Genomic DNA, 20131 nt, shown 5'->3' on the forward strand with positions numbered 1-20131 from the left:
TCTAAAGAAAAGCCATTAAACCAATCAATAGTTTATAAATTAATTGCTTTCACATTGTCTACAAAGTTAACCATACATATGCTATATTTAGTTAATTATTTAGATTCTTTTCTGAATTTAGGAATGAATAAAGCTAACATACCTAATAACGCATATAAGCCCCACCATGATTGGCTTGAAGTTGTTTCTCCAGTTTTTGGTAGCATTTTAGATTGACTAAGTTTGTTTTCTTTCGATGGTGTGCCGGCTTTTTCTTTTGTTTTCACTGTTTTATCTACAGTTTTATGAATATCACTCGGCAGATGTTCAGTTGTTTTTTTGTCAGTAACTTTGTCTGTATTATTATAATTTTGTTTCACTACGTCAAGCTTTGCTGCTTTTCCAGTATGATTATTTTTATCGGCAATATGATTCAGCTGTATGACTTTGTCTTTATTTTTATTAGAGTCTTTATCAGTATCGACATTCGATGACATACCAACGCTATTATCGGCATCTTTATCCACATTTCTATCAGTATCTTTGGCAATTTGAGTATCCATTTCTTTTAAATCATATTTATCGAAGTGATTATTATCCGACATATCGGATAAATGATCAACATCATGTTGCACATCTTTATCAATATTATTATCAGCATCTTTAACCACGTCAGACTCTGGTTCTATCACATCTGCTTTATCAGACGCATCTTTAGGATTTGTTGCAGTGCTGCTATTTTCAGCTACATCTGTATCAGCAACCTTACCTTCTTGTCCTGTTTGTACATTTAGCGGTTCACTCGTGTTATTTTGTGATGTATCATCATCTTTTGTATTGATATCCTGATTTATAATTCTGACATGATATTGACCTTCATAACCAATGTTTGCCACAACGACTTTAACAATCGCATTGTAAACTGCTTTGTCAGGTATATATGGGAAAATCAGCGTTCTAGAATTATTTTTAGGATCTTTAGAAACAGTAGTGACACGTTTACCTTCTACAATTAAATCTTTCCAGTAACTGTCATCCTTTGTTTTCATCACTACATATTTTTGACCATTTAAAGTTGCTGTATAGAATGGATGTTCAACAAAGCCGTCCATAACTGACTCACTATTTTCTTCACTTTCAAAAACAACAAAATGCGCTTCTTGTACATCTGTTAATTGATCATTTGTAGGTGTAACATTTTCAAATTCCGTCATTGCTGATTTAACCTGATCAGCTAACTCTACTCTAGTTTGATCTAATTTCTTTTTATATTCCGCCTTATATTTTTCTGGCAATTTCTCTTGTAATTTTTCTAATTCATAAACTTGTCTTTCTAACGTTTTAGCTTTGTGATACGGAGCTAATAATTTTTGTAAATTGTATGTTTCCTCATCCACATAGTCGTCTGGGTTATTAGTAATAGGCTGTGCAAAGACCATTAGCGTATAATCATAGTCTTCATGGATGTTCTCACCATATTCAATAGATGACACAATTTTAACTTCTCTCGTACCATTAGATACTGGGAAACGAATATAGGCATAATCTTTATCAGAATCATATGATACTAATTCGACTGGTAACTTTTTGTCACCTTCATAAACTTCAAATTTCTTCCATGTTGAAGCTGTCTTTAAACCTAATTCAATTATTGGTCCTGTTTTTGTAAAAATGACAGTTGCTGGTTCAACAGTACTAGCATAATGATAGAACTGTCTTTCACCTTTATCATTTTTCATTTGAAAATCAATTGGTCGCCAATTATCAGCTGTATGTTCTTTATCGATGATAGCCGGGTTTTTAATTGCATCTTGTAGTGATTCATCTGCTGGTGGATACTGTTGATTAACATCCGACTGATTACTTGACTCATTCGTTTTATCGTTAGTATTACCATTAGAATTTGTTTCATGAGCTGGTTGGCTTGACGCTTGATCTGCATTCGCTGACGATTTTGGTTGTCCAGGTTGACTCATATTGGTCGTTGCCTGCGATTGATCATTAGCATTGTTGGTCGTTGATGTATTTTGATTAGATGTATTCGTATTTGTTTGATTACTTGCATCTGAACTTGATTGATCATTCATTACTACTGCATCATTTGTATCTGATTTTACAAGTGAAGGATCGTTATAAATAGGTTTAGCAAATACTAATTTAGTATAATCATAATTTGTTTCTTCTCCATCATCAATTTGAGTCGAAGAAACAATTTTCAATTCCTGTGTGCCATCTGAAACTGGGAATCGAATATAGGCATGGTCTTCTGGTACAGGACTATATGATACAAGTCTCACTGGCAGTTTTTGATTGTTTTCATAGACTTCAAACTTCTTCCATGTTGAAGCAGTATTGATGTCTAATTCAACTTCTGCTTTCTTTTTAGTGTAATACACATCTGCTGGATCTTTGATGCTGAAAAAGTGATAGTACTGCGTTTCATTGTTTTTATCTAATAACTGGAAATTGACTTGTTCTCTTGGACCTATATCATGTTCTTTATTTTCTAATGCAGGATCTTTAATTGCATCTTTAAGTGATTCATCCGCTGCAGGATAGTTTTTCGCAGTGTTTGCTGGTTGCGTAGCAGGTTGTGTTTGATTTGTATCCTTTGGTGGCTGAGTTGTAGTTGCATTATTATTTTGATTTTCCGAGATTTTATCTGAAGTATTTGTATTTTCTGCTGCTTGTGCTTGATGTTGAGAAGTAATTAAAAATAGTGTACTGACAATGACCGATGCAACGCCTAGAGTTGATTTTCTAATAGAATAGAAAGACCTTAATTTTGGGTGATGTTTGTTCATGTTGTTAACAACTCCTATAAGATTGTATTTAATTGATAATAATTATCAATATCAATTATTAGTGTTAATTGTAGCGCACTCCAATTAAATATTGCAACCTATTTTATTAAAAATTTTTAATATGAATATTCATTACATCGCTTTCCTATTCTTCAAACCCACTTTTTATCTTCATATACATTAATTAACCACCTTCAAACATTGTCGTTAGATTCGCCAAATGGAATCTATTTTTAGCACAGCAAAAAACCGAACTGCTGAAATAATGCATCTCCAACAGTCCGGTCTATTAAACTATTTACTTATCTTTATTAAACAATTGACATGATTTATTAGAATAACCCAATTGCATGACCATCATCAGTAACATCCATGTTTAATGCTGCTGGTTTTTTAGGTAAACCAGGCATAGTCATGATTGCACCTGTCAACGCTACGATAAATCCTGCACCTGTTTTCGCTTCTAATTCACGAATTGTAATTTCAAATCCTGATGGTGCACCTAACAACGTTTGATCATCTGAGAATGAATATTGTGTTTTCGCCATACATACTGGGTAATTATCCCAACCATTTTCTTTAAATTGTTTTAATTGTTTTTGCGCTTTACTGCTAAACGTTACTTTTGAACCGCCATAGATTTCAGTCACAATCTTTTCAATCTTTTGCTCTAATGGTAATTCTAATTCATATAAAGGTTTAAATGAATTAGGTTGATCAATGACTTCTAATACTTCATTTGCTAAGTCAACGCCACCTTTACCACCTTTTTCCCAAACTTCAGTTAAGGCAATTCGTACGTTATTTTCTTTAGCCCAAGATTTTACATATTCTACTTCTGCATCGGTATCATGTATAAATGCATTAATTGCAACAACCGGTTCTACACCGAATTTTTTAATATTATTAACATGACGCTCTAAATTAACAATTCCTGCTTTTACTGCTTCTACATTTTCTTCTTTTAAATTATCTTTCGCTACACCACCATGCATTTTTAACGCACGAATTGTCGCAACAACAACGACAGCTGCCGGATCAAATCCTGCTTCACGCGCTTTAATATCCATGAATTTTTCAGCGCCTAAGTCTGAACCAAATCCAGCTTCCGTTACAACGATATCAGCTAAATCACGTGCTGTTTCAGTTGCTAAAATTGAGTTACAACCGTGTGCGATATTCGCAAATGGTCCACCATGAACTAATGCAGGTGTCCCTTCAATTGATTGTACTAAGTTTGGTTTAATTGCATCTTTTAAAATCATTGCAAGTGCACCTTCCACTTTTAAATCTGCAACTGTAACTGGCTTGCGATCTCTAGTGTAACCAATAGTAATACGACTAATTTTATCTTTTAAGTCTTTAATACTTCTACTTAAACATAAAATCGCCATAATTTCAGACGCTACTGTAATATTAAAGCCATCTTCACGTGGTACACCATTTGTAGGTCCACCTAACCCAACGTTTACATGTCTAAGTGCACGATCATTCATATCTAATACACGTTTCCATTCAATACGTCTTTGATCGATTCCTAATTCATTACCTTGGTGAATATGATTATCTATAAACGCAGACAATGCATTATTAGCAGTTGTAATCGCATGGAAATCCCCATTAAAATGTAAGTTGATATCTTCCATAGGTAAGACTTGCGCATAACCACCACCAGTCGCACCACCTTTAATACCAAATGTTGGTCCTAAAGCAGGCTCTCTTAATGCAACCATAACGTTTTTATTTAACTCATGGAATGCATCAGCTAAACCAACTGTAACCGTTGATTTACCTTCACCAGCTGGTGTTGGGCTCATCGCAGTTACTAAAACAACTTTCCCTTTGTTTTCTCTTGGCGTAATTTTATTAATGTCGATTTTAGCTTTGTAATGACCATAAGGTTCTAATGCATCCTCTGAAATACCTACTGATGCAGCAATATCCTTAATTGGTTGTAGTGTTGATTGATTCGCAATATCTAAATCTGATAAATGAGTCAACTTTTTTCGCCCCTTTTTGTTTAATTTATGCATTTATAATATGTAAGTTGTAGCTAAGAAATTTTTACTTACATTCATATAATAACGAACTGTTAAAAACTTGTCGACTAAATCGGGTTAGCGCTTTCATTTTTGCAATAAATTCACTTATTAAAGTTTTGTATTATACAACTTTTAGCGCTTGATACTATTGATAACTATATTTTTCTATTATTTAAAATAGTCATATTCCAAAGATCATATTAAAAATAAAAAGCAATATAAAGATATGCCATTATTGTTATGTCATCATTTTCAAATGCTTTCTACGAAATGATATGACACAAGTTAACAGCTCTTTATATTGCTTATCATAAAGTAAACTAATATTTAAACATTAACATGAAATATGTTGTATCCCTTTATTCTTCGAAAGAAATCTTCAATAACATTCATGTCATTATTCCATTGTACTTAAATCCCCAGCATCTAAATTTAATTCCCAAGCTTTTAATACACGTCTCATAATTTTACCTGACCGTGTTTTAGGTAATTTATCTTTAAATTCGATTTCACGTGGTGCTGCATGTGCCGACAAACCTTCTTTAACAAATATACGAATTTCTTCTTTTAATTCGTCTGTTGGTTCATATCCTTTTCTCAGTGCAACAAACGCCTTAATTATTTCACCGCGAACCGGATCAGGTTTACCAATAATTCCTGCTTCGGCAACTGCTTCGTGTTCAACCAATTTAGACTCAACCTCAAATGGTCCAACTCGCTCACCAGCTGTCATAATTACATCATCAACACGTCCTTGGAACCAGAAGTAACCATCTTCATCTTTATATGCCGAATCACCAGATACATACCAGTCTCCAATAAAATATGATTTATATTTTTCTGGATTCTTCCAGATACGATACATCATTGATGGCCAGCCTTTTTTTATAGCAAGGTTGCCCATTCGATTTGGTGGTAATTCATTCCCTGCATCATCGATAATTGCAGCTTGAATACCAGGTAATGGTTTGCCCATTGAGCCAAGCTTGACGTCCATCGTTGGATAGTTAACAATCATATGTCCACCTGTTTCTGTCATCCACCAAGTATCTAACACCGTTAAACCGTATACTTTTTTCGCCCATTTTATAACTTCAGGATTTAAAGGCTCACCTACTGATAGAATCGAACGTAACGATGACAAGTCATATTTCTCAACAATATCGTCACCAGCACTCATTAACATTCTTAAAGCTGTTGGTGCCGTATACCAAATCGTCACTTTAAAATCTTCAATCATACTATACCACTGTTCTGGCGAAAAGCGACCACCAGCTATACAATTTGTAGCGCCATTTAACCATGGTGCAAAAATACCATAAGATGTTCCTGTAACCCAACCTGGATCTGCTGTACACCAATAAACATCATCTTCTTGTAAATCTAATACATATTTTCCAGAAATATAGTGCACTAACATTGCTTGTTGAACATGCAATACACCTTTAGGTTGCCCAGTAGAACCTGATGTATAATGTAAAATCAAACCATCATCCGACTTTAACCATTCAATGTCAAATTCATCGCTAGCAGTTTCCATCAAACTAATGAAGTCTATGTAATTGTCTTCTACATCCTCATCTACGACAACAATTTTTTTCAAGTTTGGTAATTTATCTACAGGTACTCGAGGTAACAATGCCTTATTAGTAATTAACACTTTAGCTTCACTGTTCTCTAATCTATCCGCAACTGCCTTTTCCATAAATGCTTCAAATAACGGCCCAACAATTGCACCAATTTTTAAAACACCTAACAACGCAAAATATAGTTCAGGTGTACGCGACATAAATATAAATACTCTGTCACCTTTGTCAACTTCTGCATGTTCAGACAAAACATTCGCTGCTTTATTAGATAACCGTTGCATATCTTTATAAGTATACGATTCTTTTCTGTGCTCATCTTTGTAATTTAACGCTATTTTATCCCCTAATCCTTGATCTACATGGCGATCTATGCATTCATATGCCATGTTCATTTTTCCAGTTTCACTCCAAGAAAATGCTTGTTCTACGTCTTTCCAATCAAAAGTATTATATGTTTCTTCATAATCTTTAAGGTTATGTTTACCTTGCGCTCCTTTATAAACTTCGACTTTCATTTGAAACTCCCCCTTTGTTATGTGAAAACGCTTTCTTTCTCAATATTATACATAACATTTCTAATTATTCAAAATTTTTACTTTTATCCTTTTTCTAGTATTAATTATTGTAAATTTTCTATATAATGAATTTAATACAATCACGACGTCGATTGAGGAGTTGAAAATATGAATCATTTAAAGACGTATCAATCCGAAGATTATTACATTCATGACAAGCAATTTGTTATTGAAGGTCCTTTAACATACGAAGATTTGAAAGCGCTTACTTTCGATGCGCATTTAACCGCATTTAGAGATGCTGAAGATCAGTATGAAGCTTTGTTAGAAATTACAACATTACCAGAAGGTAGAATTTATGTTGCTCGCCAAGATCAACTCATTGTGGGTTATGTCACTTTCCACTATCCTGATGAAATTGAGCGCTGGTCTACAGGTAACCTTCCATATTTAATCGAATTGGGGGCAATTGAAGTCAGCATCAATTTTAGGCAATTACAACTTGCAGAAAAGCTGATACAACTTAGCCTTTCTACACCAGAATTCGAGAATTATATCGTTATAACTACAGAATATTACTGGCATTGGGATTTAAAAAATTCAAAGTTAGATGTATTTGACTATAAAAAATTAATGCAGCGGTTAATGGCAACTGGTGGACTTGAAATATTCGCTACAGATGATCCAGAAATAACAAGTCATCCAGCTAATTGTTTAATGGCAAGAATTGGCAAAAACATTACATTAGAACAGCAACAAGCGTTTGATGATATTCGTTATATGAATCGGTTTTTCTTTTAATTTTTGGAATATCGGAGGGATTATATGCAACAACATTCATCAAAAACTGCATATGTTTATTCAGATAAGTTATTACAATATCGATTTCATGACCAACATCCCTTCAATCAAATGCGTTTAAAATTAACAACAGAGCTACTTTTGAATGCAAATTTATTGTCTCCAGAACAAATAGTACAACCTAGAATTGCAACAGATGACGAATTAATGTTAATTCATAAATATGATTACGTCGAAGCTATTAAGCATGCTTCACATGGCATTATCAGTGAAGATGAGGCTAAGAAATATGGATTAAATGATGAAGAGAATGGTCAATTTAAGCATATGCACCGCCATAGTGCCACAATTGTTGGAGGCGCTTTAACTTTAGCAGATCTTATTATGTCAGGCAAAGTATTAAATGGTTGTCACTTAGGTGGTGGTTTGCATCACGCTCAACCTGGTCGAGCAAGTGGTTTTTGTATATACAATGATATTGCAATTACCGCACAATACTTAGCTAAAGAATACAATCAACGCGTTTTAATCATAGATACCGATGCACATCATGGAGATGGTACACAATGGAGTTTCTATGCCGATAACCATGTTACTACTTATTCTATCCATGAAACCGGAAAGTTTCTTTTCCCAGGCTCTGGTCACTATACTGAACGCGGTGAAGATATCGGCTATGGACACACTGTAAATGTCCCACTTGAACCGTATACAGAAGATGCATCATTTTTGGAGTGTTTTAAATTAACAGTTGAGCCTGTCGTAAAGAGTTTTAAACCTGATATTATTCTAAGCGTAAATGGTGTCGATATACATTATCGTGATCCACTAACTCATCTAAATTGTACGTTACATTCATTATATGAAATCCCATATTTTGTAAAATATTTAGCTGATACTTATACGAATGGAAAGGTAATTATGTTTGGTGGCGGAGGCTACAATATTTGGAGAGTCGTACCACGTGCATGGAGTCATGTATTCTTAAGTTTAATTGATCAACCAATTCAAAGTGGTTATTTACCGTTAGAATGGATTAATAAATGGAAACATTATTCATCTGAATTATTACCTAAAAGATGGGAAGATCGTTTAAATGATTATACCTATGTCCCCCGCACAAAAGAAATTAGTGAAAAAAATAAAAAATTAGCTTTACATATAGCGAGTTGGTACGAATCTACTCGTCAATAAGTAACCTAATCTGCAACGATTTTAAAAGATAAATAAAAGGCATTCTTCCAACACCCATATAATTCGGGTCGTTAGATGAATGCCTAATTTTGTGAATTTATTTTGTAGTTCCTCGGTATTCAATTCTGTGAGGTAAAACTACATTTGGTTCTTCTATCTTTTCATCGTTCATATATTTTGTTAATAAGCGCATCCCTACTGCACCGATATCATATAATGGTTGAATAACACTAGAAAGTTGTGGTCTAACCATCTCAACTAAACGTGTATTATTGAAACTAATAATTTGTAATTCCTCTGGAACTTTAATACCAGCATCCATTGCACTATGCATAATACCAATAGCTTCTTCGTCACTGATACATAATATAGCATCTGGAAGATTACCTTTCATTTTGGCAAAAGCTTTTACGCCTTCTTTATAACTTTCAGCACCAGAACAATTCAATGTATCACCTAATTGAAGACCATTTTTATTTAACACTTCAGTTAAACCTTCTAAAACATCTTCTTGAGCTTTTTTAGAATGTTCTCCACCTACTAAAGCAAATGATTTAGCGCCTTTTTCAATTAATTCTCCCGTAATTTCTTTCGCAGCTTCAGTAAAATCAATATTAACTGATGCTATATGTGCATCCTTACCATTTGTTCCTGATACTACTACAGGTACAGATGATTGATTTATCAATTCTTTCATTTCTTCAGTAATTGTACCACCAAGGAAAATAATACCATCAACCTGTTTACTTAATAAGTTATTAAAAATTTCTTTTTCCTTTTCAGGATCGTTATCTGAATTTGAAATAATTGAGTGATATTTATACATTGTTGCAATATCTTCAAGTCCACGAGCAAGTTGTGAATAATAGATATTAGATATATCTGGAATGATCACACCTACTGTTGTTGTCTTTTTACTAGCTAAACCTCTAGCAACAGCATTTGGACGATAATTCAAACGCTTAATGACTTCGTTAACTTTATTTTTAGTTTCTGCTTTAACATTTTGGTTCCCATTAACAACACGCGACACTGTGGCCATAGAGACACGCGCTTCTCTTGCTACATCATATATAGTAACTGTCATAATTTCCTCCTTGTAAACGTTTTATTCATTATAATAACATGTTTTCATTTCATTTTCATAGTTTACCATATTTTAATTTACAGTAACATATTTTTGTTTGGAAAAATTTAGCGAAAAACTTGAAATAAAAACAAACGCTAAATGATAACGAACGATATATTTTAATTTTATATAAACTTTTTTCATTTTTAATTGTAATGTTTTGAGAAAGCCTTTTCAAATATCAATTGCATTTGTTGAAAAATGTTCACATTTCAGCAACAAATGTGTGAATCTATTATATTTTACAGATAATTCATAGTTATAATTTTAATTACTGCTATCAGTCATAATCTTTAATAATTGTGAAATTGAACAAGTGTCGAAGTATTATAACAATCGTTAAGTGCAGTATACCTTTATTTCTATACAAAAAATAATAGCCACTCTAAAAGTAATATACTCTTAGAATGGCTATAAGTTTAAAATTGTCGATTCAAAGATAATATTCTACTTCAACATGACATATTAGTTAAGTAGTCTATAGTTTCCTTGGAATATTATTTTAACTTTTTAGCGTTATATAAATCAGCTAAAGGCTTTAATTCATCATAAAATGCTTGGAATTCATCTAAATCCATTTGTTGACCCGCATCACTAAGTGCAACAGATGGATCTGGATGCACCTCAGCCATAACTCCATCAGCACCAACTGCTAATGCTGCTTTCGCAGTTGGTAACATGATATCTTTACGACCTGTACTATGCGTAACATCTACCATGACTGGTAAGTGTGTACCTTGTTTTAAAATTGGTACTGCTGAAATATCTAAAGTGTTACGTGTCGCCTTTTCATAAGTTCGGATTCCACGTTCACATAAAATAATGTTTTGATTACCTTGTGAAGCAATGTATTCAGCTGCATAAACAAACTCTTCGATTGTAGCAGATAAACCACGTTTTAATAGAATAGGCTTTTTCGTACGGCCAGCTTCTTTTAATAACTCGAAGTTTTGCATATTACGTGCACCAATTTGGAATACGTCTAAATACTCATCAGCCACTTCAAAATCATTTGGATTTACGATTTCGCTGACAACATTTAAATCATATTTATCTTTAATCTGTTTAAGTATTTTAAGTCCTTCAACACCTAGGCCTTGGAAATCATATGGTGATGTACGTGGTTTAAATGCACCGCCACGAATAAATTTTTCACCTTTAGCATGTAAGTTTTTAGCAACAGCTTCAACTTGTTCAAATGATTCAACTGAACATGGCCCAAATACAAATGATTTATTGCCGTCTCCAATAATGCCCCCATTATCAAATGTTACAATCGTATCTTCAGGTTTCAACTTACGTGATACATATAAATGTTTTTCATTTTCAGATTTTTGTAAATCTGTAGAGGCTTTGAAAATTTCTTTAAATAATTGCTTAATAGTATTATCGTTGAATGGTCCTTTGTTACTATCGATTAAGTCGTTAAGCATTTCTTTTTCACGTTGTGGATCATAGATACGTGTACCTTGTTTTAATTTTTCTTCCCCAATTTTTTGTGCTAGTTCACCACGTTTAGATAATAAGTCTAAAATTTGATGATTCAGTGATACAATCTCACTTCTGTATGATTCTAATTTATTACTCATCCTTACTCACCTCTACTAATTATTTCAAGTATATTCCACTTTAAAGCAATAAAATATAATGTTAAAAAATATTCTAACAATATCATATGTATAGTTCAACCCTAAATTGACAGAAAATAATCAATTTTCTAATTATATGATTCGAGACTACCATTTTAAGTTTTTTGGCTTTTGTTGGAAAATTTTTATTCTATTTTGATATTAAATACCCAATGATGATTGATTTAATTTGTGTTACCATTATAGCTTATTTTGAATAGACATTTATGCTTTTAAGAAAAATTTTCGTTTCTGATGTCTATTATAAATCTAAAAATCTAATACTTACAACCTAACGCTTAATAAAAATTAACAACCTTTGTATATTAATATAAATCTATAGTGAACATCACTCACCAACATATTCGGCTATATTTGAATTAGTGAACATCATTGTATCTTCTAAGATTCATTGTTTATTTGATTATCGAATATTTTTCCATCTTTAGCTTAAAATGTGCAATATCACAATTGTAATCTAACGATGTTACAAACAACATAAATACATGGAATGATCGCGTTGCCTTTCAAAATAAACTGATGATATCAAAAAAGGTAAGCACCTGAATGCCTACCTTTTATTTTGAAATTCAATTTTTAAAAATATAATACATAGCTTACTGCTATGATTGATTATTAAACGATTTTAGTAATCTTAGTCATTGAATGTACGTTTTTCTATTTTACTTTTAGCTTTTTCAACTTTAGCATTTGACGTTTTTGATGCATTGGATGACTTAGCATTTGTTGTTTTTGAATTCTTATTACTAATTTGATTATTCTTTTGAGTTGACTTACTTGAACTACTTTGTTTCTTAGCACCTTGTGCTGATTTCTTATTATGTTGCTTTTTCTGACCTGAAGTTTTATTTGTAGATGCTTTTGATGCATTTCGTTTATTTGAAGGTGTTGTTTTTTTAGATTGTTTACCTGATTTCTTGTCAATAGCTGTATTATTAGTTGTTTTTTCATCAGCTTTACGTGTAATAACACCATTTTCAAATTTAGCTTCTTTTTGTTTAACAGTGTCTTTATTATCTGTATTAACTGTCTCTGATACGTCATTCTTTTTAGTAACTAATTGAGGAATTTCTTTCAAGTCATTTTTAGCAACTGGTTTTTCTGCAAATAACGCTTCAGTTAATTGACTCTCTTTTGAACCTGGTGTTAATTTAGCTTGCTTCTGTTTTGCAGCGTTTGCTAATCTTTCAGCTTGTGACTCTGGTTTTGATACTTCTACCTTTGCTGCACTTGCATCTTTAGTTGATGTGTCACTGTCTTTCTCTGCTTGTGCTTCTTTTTTAGCTTCTTGAACCTCTTGTGCCTCTTGTGATGTATCACTTAAATTATTTGCACTTGCTTCTTCTTTTATCGCTGCTTGTTGTGCTTTCAATGCCACTGCTTTTGATTCTTTATTTGATACTTCTGCACTTTTATCCGTTTCTGCTTGTACTTCTTTTTTAGCTTCTTGAATCTCCTGTGCCTCTTGTGATGTATCACTCAAATTATTTGCACTTGCTTCTTCTTTTATTGCTGCTTGTTGTGCTTTCAATGCCACTGCTTTTGATTCTTTATTTGATACTTCTGCACTTTTATCCGTTTCTGCTTGTGCTTCTTTTTTAGCTTCTTGAATCTCTTGTGCCTCTTGTGATGTATCACTCAAATTATTTGCACTTGCTTCTTCTTTTATTGCTGCTTGTTGTGCTTTTAATGCTGCTTGCTCATTTTTAGATTTGTTTAAAAATCCTTCAACACGTTCTTTTGTAAAGGCAACCGTTTCTTCAAGTTGCGTTTTTCTTTCTTCAAATTTTTGCGACAGTTCTTGTTCTTTGACTTTTAAATCATCTGCTTTTTGATAAACTTTATTTTTAAAATACAAACCTAAAGCTGAACCAACAAGTGCGCCAGTTATAAAACTAACAACAAAATCTTTACGGTTGGGTAATGGTTCATTTTGATAAGTGTGTTTATTTTTTAATATTCTTTTATTATTTTGTTGTTGCGTCATTTGTGTATCCTCCTATAACAAATGCACTTAAATAAGTAACAACCTCATTTAAGTGCATTTGTTTAATTATTAATTATTTATCTACTCGAGAAGTATAGCTATGATTTGCATCAGTTGCTACATTATTAGCTTTGTAATTTGCACTTCCACGACGGTAGTGTCTATTTTGCCATTTGTCTGCAATTTCCATTGCAACATTTGACCATTGAACAACTTGTGAGATTTTATCTTCATTTTGAGAAATATTATGTGTAATTGAATTTGTTACACGATCTACAGAGCTGTTTAACGTTTGTACTGAGTCACCGATACCTTTAACAGCATCTACAACTGAGTTTAAACGATCTACTTTACCTTGGATATCCTCAGTTAAACGGTTTACTTTATGAAGTAAATCTGTTGTTTCACGAGTAATACCTTGAACTTGACCTTCTACACCGTCAAGTGTTTTTGCAACATAATCTAAGTTTTTCTTAACAGAATTTAATACAGCTACGATACCGATACATAAAATTAAGAATGCAATCGCAGCGATAATTCCAGCAATTGGTAAAATCCAATCCATTAAAAACGCCTCCTAATTAACATGTAATAATGTCATTAATAATAAATACCCATACTACTCTATTATAAACATATTAAAACGCATTTTTCATGCCTAATTTATCTAAATATGCATTTTGTAATTTTTGAATATCACCTGCACCCATAAATAAAACAACAGCATTATCAAATTGTTCTAATACATTAATAGAATCTTCATTAATTAACGATGCACCTTCAATTTTATCAATTAAATCTTGTATCGTTAATGCGCCAGTATTTTCTCTAATTGATCCAAAAATTTCACATAAGAATACACGATCTGCTTTACTTAAACTTTCTGCAAATTCATTTAAAAATGCTTGTGTTCTAGAGAAAGTGTGTGGTTGAAATACTGCAACAACTTCTTTATGTGGATATTTCTTTCGTGCTGTTTCAATTGTAGCACTAATTTCTCTTGGATGGTGTGCATAATCATCTACAATAACTTGATTTGCAATTGTAGTTTCATTGAAACGACGTTTAACACCACCAAACGTTTCTAATGCTTCTTTAATATTTGTAACATCTAGCTTCTCTAAATAACTAATCGCAATTACAGCTAATGCATTTAAAACTGTATGGTCACCATATTGTGGAGACAGGAAGTGATCATAAAACTCACCATCCACATACACATCAAAAGCAGTACCTTTATCCGTAATTTGAATATTTTGAGCATAAATGTCATCCGAATCTTTAAATCCATAGTAATAAATTGGAACATCTGCTTCAATTTTACGTAGATGTTCATCATCCCCCCAAGCAATAATACCTTTTTTAACATTATGTGCCATTTCTTGGAATGCATCAAAAACATCATTAATATCTTTAAAATAATCAGGATGATCGAAATCAATATTTGTCATAATTGCGTAATCAGGTTTATAACTTAAAAAGTGACGTCTATATTCACATGCCTCAAAAGCGAAATAATCACTTTCAGGCAATCCCATACCTGTGCCATCACCAATTAAAAATGAAGTTTTTTTATCACCATTCATAACATGTGATAATAAACCTGTTGTAGAAGTTTTACCATGTGCACCAGTTACAGCTACTGAAGTATATTGATCAATAATCTGTCCTAAAAAATCATTATAACTTACAACATCTAATTTCAATTGATGTGCACGTACTATTTCTTCATGGCTACTCGCGAATGCATTACCTTGTATAACTACCATATCTTCTTTTATGTTATTAGCATCAAATGGTAATATTTTTATCCCCTTATTTCTAAGAGCAACTTCTGTAAATACGTAGTTCTCAATATCCGATCCTTGAACTTCATGTCCTAAATCATGCATGATTTGTGCTAATGAACTCATGCCAGAACCTTTAATTCCGACAAAATGATAGTGTGTCATTATATAAAACTCCTTACTCATAATTATTCTTTATTTAAATCTGCTTCCGTAACATAAACATCCCTTGGTTTTGAACCATTAGCACTCGAAACATAACCGAGTTGCTCTAATTGATCGATAATTCTTGCTGCTCTATTATAGCCAATTTGGAAATGTCTTTGGATTAATGATGTTGAAATATGTCCTTCATTAACCATAAATGCACAAACATCATCAAATAATTCATCTTGTGATTGTGTTTGTGTTTTTTTCAACAATTCTTTTTCTTCAAATAGATAGTCCGGTTCTCTTTGTTGTTTGATAAAATCAACAACATCATCAATTTCGTCATCAGAAACAAATGTACCTTGAACTCTAATCGGTTTATTCATACCGCTACCAAGATATAACATATCGCCATATCCTAACAAGCGTTCTGCTCCACCACTGTCTAATATCGTTCTCGAATCTACACTTGATGATACCATAAATGCAATTCTTGTTGGTATGTTGGCTTTAATTAAACCTGTAATTACATTGACAGATGGTCTTTGCGTAGCTACTAACATATGAATACCACATGCTCTCGCTTTTTGAGCAATTCTAGCAATAGACTGTTCAACTTCTTGCGGAGCCATCATCATTAAATCAGCCAACTCATCAATTACAATGACAATTTTTGGCATTCTTTCATCATATGGTGCTTTTTTGTTAAATGCTGTTATATTACGTACATGGTAATGTGCAAATAACTTATAACGTCGTTCCATTTCTTCTACGGCCCATTTTAAACTCTGTGTAGCTGCTTTGACATCTGTAATTACCGGTGCAACTAAATGTGGCAAACCATTATAAGGAGCTAATTCAACCATTTTTGGATCGATAAGTAATAATCTTAATTCCTCAGGGTGATTTTTATATAGTAAAGACATCAAAATACTATTGATACAAACTGATTTCCCTGATCCAGTTGCACCTGCAATTAGTGCGTGTGGCGTTTTAGCAATATCCATAAGTAATGGTTCATTATTAATTCTATACCCCATCGCAACTGTTAATTTAGATTCAGCATTTTTAAAACTTGGAGATTCAATAATAGAACGTAAGTTGACCGTCGTTGGATTTTGGTTCGGAACTTCAATACCAACACGACTAGTTCCTGGAATTGGCGCTTCTATACGAATATCTTTCGCTGCCAATGCCATTTTAATGTCATCTTGTAATGCCGTAATTCTTGAAACTTTAACACCTTTTTCAACTGATAATTCAAATCTTGTAACACTTGGACCTTCAGTTACATCTTGTACTTCTGCAGGTACATTAAAGTAAAATAATGCGTCATTCAGTTCTTTCTTTTTATCTGTAATCCAGTCCTCGTCCGACTCAATAACTTGTGGTTCTTCTAGTAATGAAACACTTGGCAATTTAATATTTGGGCCTTTACGAATCATCGGCTTAGATGTTTGTACAGCTTGATTTGTTGCAACATCTTGTTGGTTCGTCCGAGGTCTATTTTCATTAGCTGTATCTTCATTTTGATTTGAAAATGAAGGCTGTAAATCTTTTTGTTGATCATCATTATCTTGTTGTCCACTAGTTTTGTTTGGATGTGTTGTTTCTTCGCTTTCTTCAGTTATGTCGCTTACTTCTGAAACTGAAGACGAAGTTGATTGATCAACTTGCTCATTTTCCAATTGATTATCATCTTGGCTTTCTTCAAATATTTCCGTTTGAGTTGAATCAGCAGAAGGTTTCTGCTCTGAATATTGTTGTGCATTTTGATAATCATTTTCTGTTTCTGCATGACCAATAAGTTGATTGTTCTCAACATTGTTTGATGTCATATTATTTGTTTTATATGCATTTGTGTTTGACTCTTGTGAATCAGATCTTGATGATGGTGCGGCTTGACTCGCAGGCTTGCTTTCACTCACAGCTTGTTTACTTTGTACAGGCTTTAATTCAGGCACATTGACTTTTGAATGCTTTTTACGATCCATCATACGCTTTTTATCAGATGGCGTCATGACAACATTAAATGGTCTTTTACTTAAAGTTGAAACCTTTTCAGTCTGTTTCTTTGGATTTACGTTTTCAATAGTTTTCTCTTCGACATTTTGTTCACTTTCAGCTGCTTCGTTTTGCACATTTTCTGTAATTTCTGCGTTATGCTTTTCTATTTCATTCATGCTTGAATCTTCCACAACATGACCATCATTCACATCATTCGTTTTCAATGAGTTGACATTTAAGTTTGTTTGGTCATCTTTTTTATGACGCGGTGCTAATTCAATTTCATTATCAACCGTTTTATCGATACTATTAACTTGAGATTCAGTTACTGCGTGCTCTTGCGTTTTAGGAGCGTCTACATGCATTTCAGACGCGTTTCTATTGGTATTATCTTCGATATTTGAAGTAGTATCCTCATCTACTTCTGTATCATTTAATTCATAAAATTCTGCATCATCGATTTGACTTCCTGAATATTCTTCTTTATTCGTTGCTCCATCTTTTTCTGAATCAGCAATTAATCTGGATTGATTTTTTAGTTCATCTTTATCATTTACTTCAACGTTATGTTGTAGTGCTGATTGATGTTGAGACGTTACATTCGAAACCGTAACTTCATCATCTGACAATTGTTTTGTTGTCGATACTTGATTCAAACTAACTTCCTCATAATTGTATGGACTTTCATCTACATGAGTGTCATTAGTGTCTTCATTTTGTATTGACGCTTGTTTATTTTCATCATTTGATACAGTTTCATTCTCTATGCCATTTGTATGAAGCTGACTAGCATCTGTACTATTATCTGTTAAGTCACTATCATCATTTAATGAACTATCACCAACATAGCGTTCCGCTTGTTTAGCATACATTTCATCAATTGCACGTTGTATTGCATCTTGCTCTTCGTTTTTATGTTCTTCACGCTTTTGTTGCAACGCTTTTTTAAATCGACGCTTTTGAAGCACTTTACGTTCTCGTTCACGTCTAATTTCTTCAACAATTTGTGAAGCATAAATATTTTCAATTTTGATAGTATTATCAACTTTTGAATAATTAGGCATTGATTTTGTTGTTGATGATACATTTTCATCAGATGATTTAGATGCAGTTCCTTGTTTGACAACACTATCATTTTGTTTTTCTTGTTCTAATTGTTTATTTTGAGACGTTTGCGTCTTAGCTACATATTTATCATATTTTTGTTTATCTGACTCAACTTTTTCTGAAGGTTTACTTACAGGGATACGACCATTTTCTAACTTTTTAGGTTTCATTGTGCCAAAAATAGCTGACGGTACCTCTGAAGTCTTGAAACTTTCTTTGTGATAATCTGGAGTTGAATCTTTAGCACGATGATTTGTATTATTAGAATACATATTATGTGTTTTTGACTTGTGCGTTTCCTTCTCAATACCATTAATTGCAGAAACATATGTACCTGGCTTATTCGTATGGTAATGTGAATGATCTTTATATTTTATACTTTGCTGTGATATTTTAGAATTCCCACGTTGTTCACTATAATTTAGTTCTTCAGTTGTTTGATTTCTTCTACGGCGATGTCGTTTTTGTGAACGAGAATCGTGGCTTTGTTTGCGATAGTCTCGATGGTATTGTTCTTTTTCATCTGAAATAATATCTGCAGATTGTTCAACATTTTCATTTTCATAAGCTACGCTCATAGGAAAACGGAATTTTCCCCTCGGACGACTATAAATATCATTATTTTGAGGCAGTAATGAGTCATGATCGTTATCTATATTTTGTGATTCTTGACGTCTTTTTTTCTTTCTATGAATCAAGTCATCATTTGAATCATTATCTTCGCCGAATAATTTATCAAACCAGCTCATATTTTCACCACCTTCCTTAATTATTCAAAAAATGCTTGTCCAATTTCATAGCTGTCATTTAATACCATAATACCTTTTTCTTCAGGTGCGTTAGGTAAATTCAATTCTTTCATTGAACAAATCATACCGCTTGAGGCAACACCACGTAATTCAGCATCTTTAATTACCATACCGCTAGGCATCACTGCACCTACTTTAGCAACAACAACTTTCTGTCCAGCTTCAACGTTAGGCGCGCCACATACAATTTGTAATGTGTCATTTCCAACGTTTACATTTAGTACACTTAATTTATCTGCATCAGGATGTTTGTCTTTAGTTTCAACGTAGCCAACTACAAATTTCGGTGATAGATCAGCATTTAATTTATAATCAAAACCAGCTTCTGAAATACGCTTTTGGAATACATTTACAAGTTCATCAGTTAATTTAATATGACCTGTTTCTTCAATTGTTATATCTTTTGAAATTTCAAAAATATTATAACCTACAACATTACCTTCATTAGTAATTTCAACAACATTACCTTTTTTATTGTAGTTTAATTCACCTTCAACTGGTTCAATTTGTAAAAATGCGACATCTCCTACATATTTAGGATTGTAAAATAAATTCATTATGACAAAACTCCTTATCCAATTA

Annotated in this window: 15 protein-coding genes; 3 read left to right on the forward strand and 12 right to left on the reverse strand. The window is 32.8% G+C overall.

The annotated features are described in order from the left end of the window. Nucleotides 1-95 precede the first annotated feature (95 nt). Entirely contained in the window at nucleotides 96-2783 is a 2688-nt protein-coding gene (gene harA / locus KI230_RS08715) for a haptoglobin-binding heme uptake protein HarA (RefSeq protein WP_001032765.1), read from the reverse strand. Between harA and KI230_RS08720 the strand changes: the two genes are divergently transcribed. Further along, on the forward strand, nucleotides 2782-2871 hold the full coding sequence (locus KI230_RS08720; protein ID WP_031796276.1) for a hypothetical protein: 90 nt from the start codon (nucleotides 2782-2784) through the stop codon (nucleotides 2869-2871). The two genes, harA and KI230_RS08720, sit on opposite strands and share 2 nt — an antisense overlap. Nucleotides 2872-3115: 244 nt before the next feature. Here KI230_RS08720 and KI230_RS08725 read toward each other — a convergent pair whose 3' ends face one another. Together KI230_RS08725 and acsA are read right to left on the reverse strand one after the other, a co-directional pair. Further along, on the reverse strand, nucleotides 3116-4783 hold the full coding sequence (locus KI230_RS08725; protein WP_000149403.1) for a formate--tetrahydrofolate ligase: 1668 nt from the start codon (nucleotides 4781-4783) through the stop codon (nucleotides 3116-3118). A gap of 439 nt (nucleotides 4784-5222) precedes the next feature. Beyond that, entirely contained in the window at nucleotides 5223-6929 is a 1707-nt protein-coding gene (acsA, locus tag KI230_RS08730) for an acetate--CoA ligase (protein WP_000862083.1), read from the reverse strand. 168 nt (nucleotides 6930-7097) lie between these two features. On the opposite strand from acsA, the gene KI230_RS08735 reads away from it, so the two are divergent. Both KI230_RS08735 and KI230_RS08740 read left to right on the forward strand, forming a co-directional pair. Further along, the gene (locus KI230_RS08735; protein WP_001016008.1) at nucleotides 7098-7730 is read left to right on the forward strand and encodes a GNAT family N-acetyltransferase; all 633 of its coding nucleotides are present in this window, start codon (nucleotides 7098-7100) and stop codon (nucleotides 7728-7730) included. 24 nt (nucleotides 7731-7754) lie between these two features. Continuing rightward, the gene (locus tag KI230_RS08740) at nucleotides 7755-8924 is read left to right on the forward strand and encodes an acetoin utilization protein AcuC (protein ID WP_001184008.1); all 1170 of its coding nucleotides are present in this window, start codon (nucleotides 7755-7757) and stop codon (nucleotides 8922-8924) included. Between the two features lie 97 nt (nucleotides 8925-9021). Here the strand turns inward: KI230_RS08740 and ccpA are convergent, their stop codons facing one another. The 9 genes from ccpA to ytpR all read right to left on the reverse strand — a co-directional run bounded on the left by ccpA (nucleotide 9022) and on the right by ytpR (nucleotide 20106). Continuing rightward, entirely contained in the window at nucleotides 9022-10011 is a 990-nt protein-coding gene (gene ccpA, locus KI230_RS08745) for a catabolite control protein A (RefSeq protein ID WP_000219066.1), read from the reverse strand. 72 nt (nucleotides 10012-10083) lie between these two features. After that, nucleotides 10084-10197, reverse strand: a complete 114-nt coding sequence (locus KI230_RS08750; RefSeq protein ID WP_001788994.1) for a hypothetical protein — start codon at nucleotides 10195-10197, stop codon at nucleotides 10084-10086. Between the two features lie 353 nt (nucleotides 10198-10550). After that, nucleotides 10551-11642: a bifunctional 3-deoxy-7-phosphoheptulonate synthase/chorismate mutase gene (locus tag KI230_RS08755; protein ID WP_000066378.1), complete on the reverse strand. Its 1092-nt coding sequence runs from the start codon at nucleotides 11640-11642 to the stop codon at nucleotides 10551-10553. A 455-nt stretch (nucleotides 11643-12097) separates the two neighbouring features. Continuing rightward, nucleotides 12098-12181: a hypothetical protein gene (locus KI230_RS08760; RefSeq protein WP_031797498.1), complete on the reverse strand. Its 84-nt coding sequence runs from the start codon at nucleotides 12179-12181 to the stop codon at nucleotides 12098-12100. A 155-nt stretch (nucleotides 12182-12336) separates the two neighbouring features. Next, nucleotides 12337-13689, reverse strand: a complete 1353-nt coding sequence (locus KI230_RS08765) for a coiled-coil domain-containing protein (RefSeq protein ID WP_000193928.1) — start codon at nucleotides 13687-13689, stop codon at nucleotides 12337-12339. A 73-nt stretch (nucleotides 13690-13762) separates the two neighbouring features. Next, a complete protein-coding gene (locus tag KI230_RS08770) occupies nucleotides 13763-14254 on the reverse strand; it encodes a DUF948 domain-containing protein (protein ID WP_000383814.1) in 492 nt (163 codons plus the stop codon). A gap of 73 nt (nucleotides 14255-14327) precedes the next feature. Further along, nucleotides 14328-15641 (reverse strand): UDP-N-acetylmuramate--L-alanine ligase, encoded by a 1314-nt coding sequence (murC, locus tag KI230_RS08775; RefSeq protein ID WP_000150169.1) that lies wholly within the window; start codon nucleotides 15639-15641, stop codon nucleotides 14328-14330. A 23-nt stretch (nucleotides 15642-15664) separates the two neighbouring features. Further along, a complete protein-coding gene (locus KI230_RS08780; protein WP_214958252.1) occupies nucleotides 15665-19489 on the reverse strand; it encodes a DNA translocase FtsK in 3825 nt (1274 codons plus the stop codon). A gap of 20 nt (nucleotides 19490-19509) precedes the next feature. Next, a complete protein-coding gene (gene ytpR / locus KI230_RS08785; protein WP_001048371.1) occupies nucleotides 19510-20106 on the reverse strand; it encodes a YtpR family tRNA-binding protein in 597 nt (198 codons plus the stop codon). Nucleotides 20107-20131: the final 25 nt, after the last annotated feature.

The organism is Staphylococcus sp. MZ3 (assembly GCF_018622755.1).
Lineage (GTDB): Bacteria > Bacillota > Bacilli > Staphylococcales > Staphylococcaceae > Staphylococcus > Staphylococcus aureus.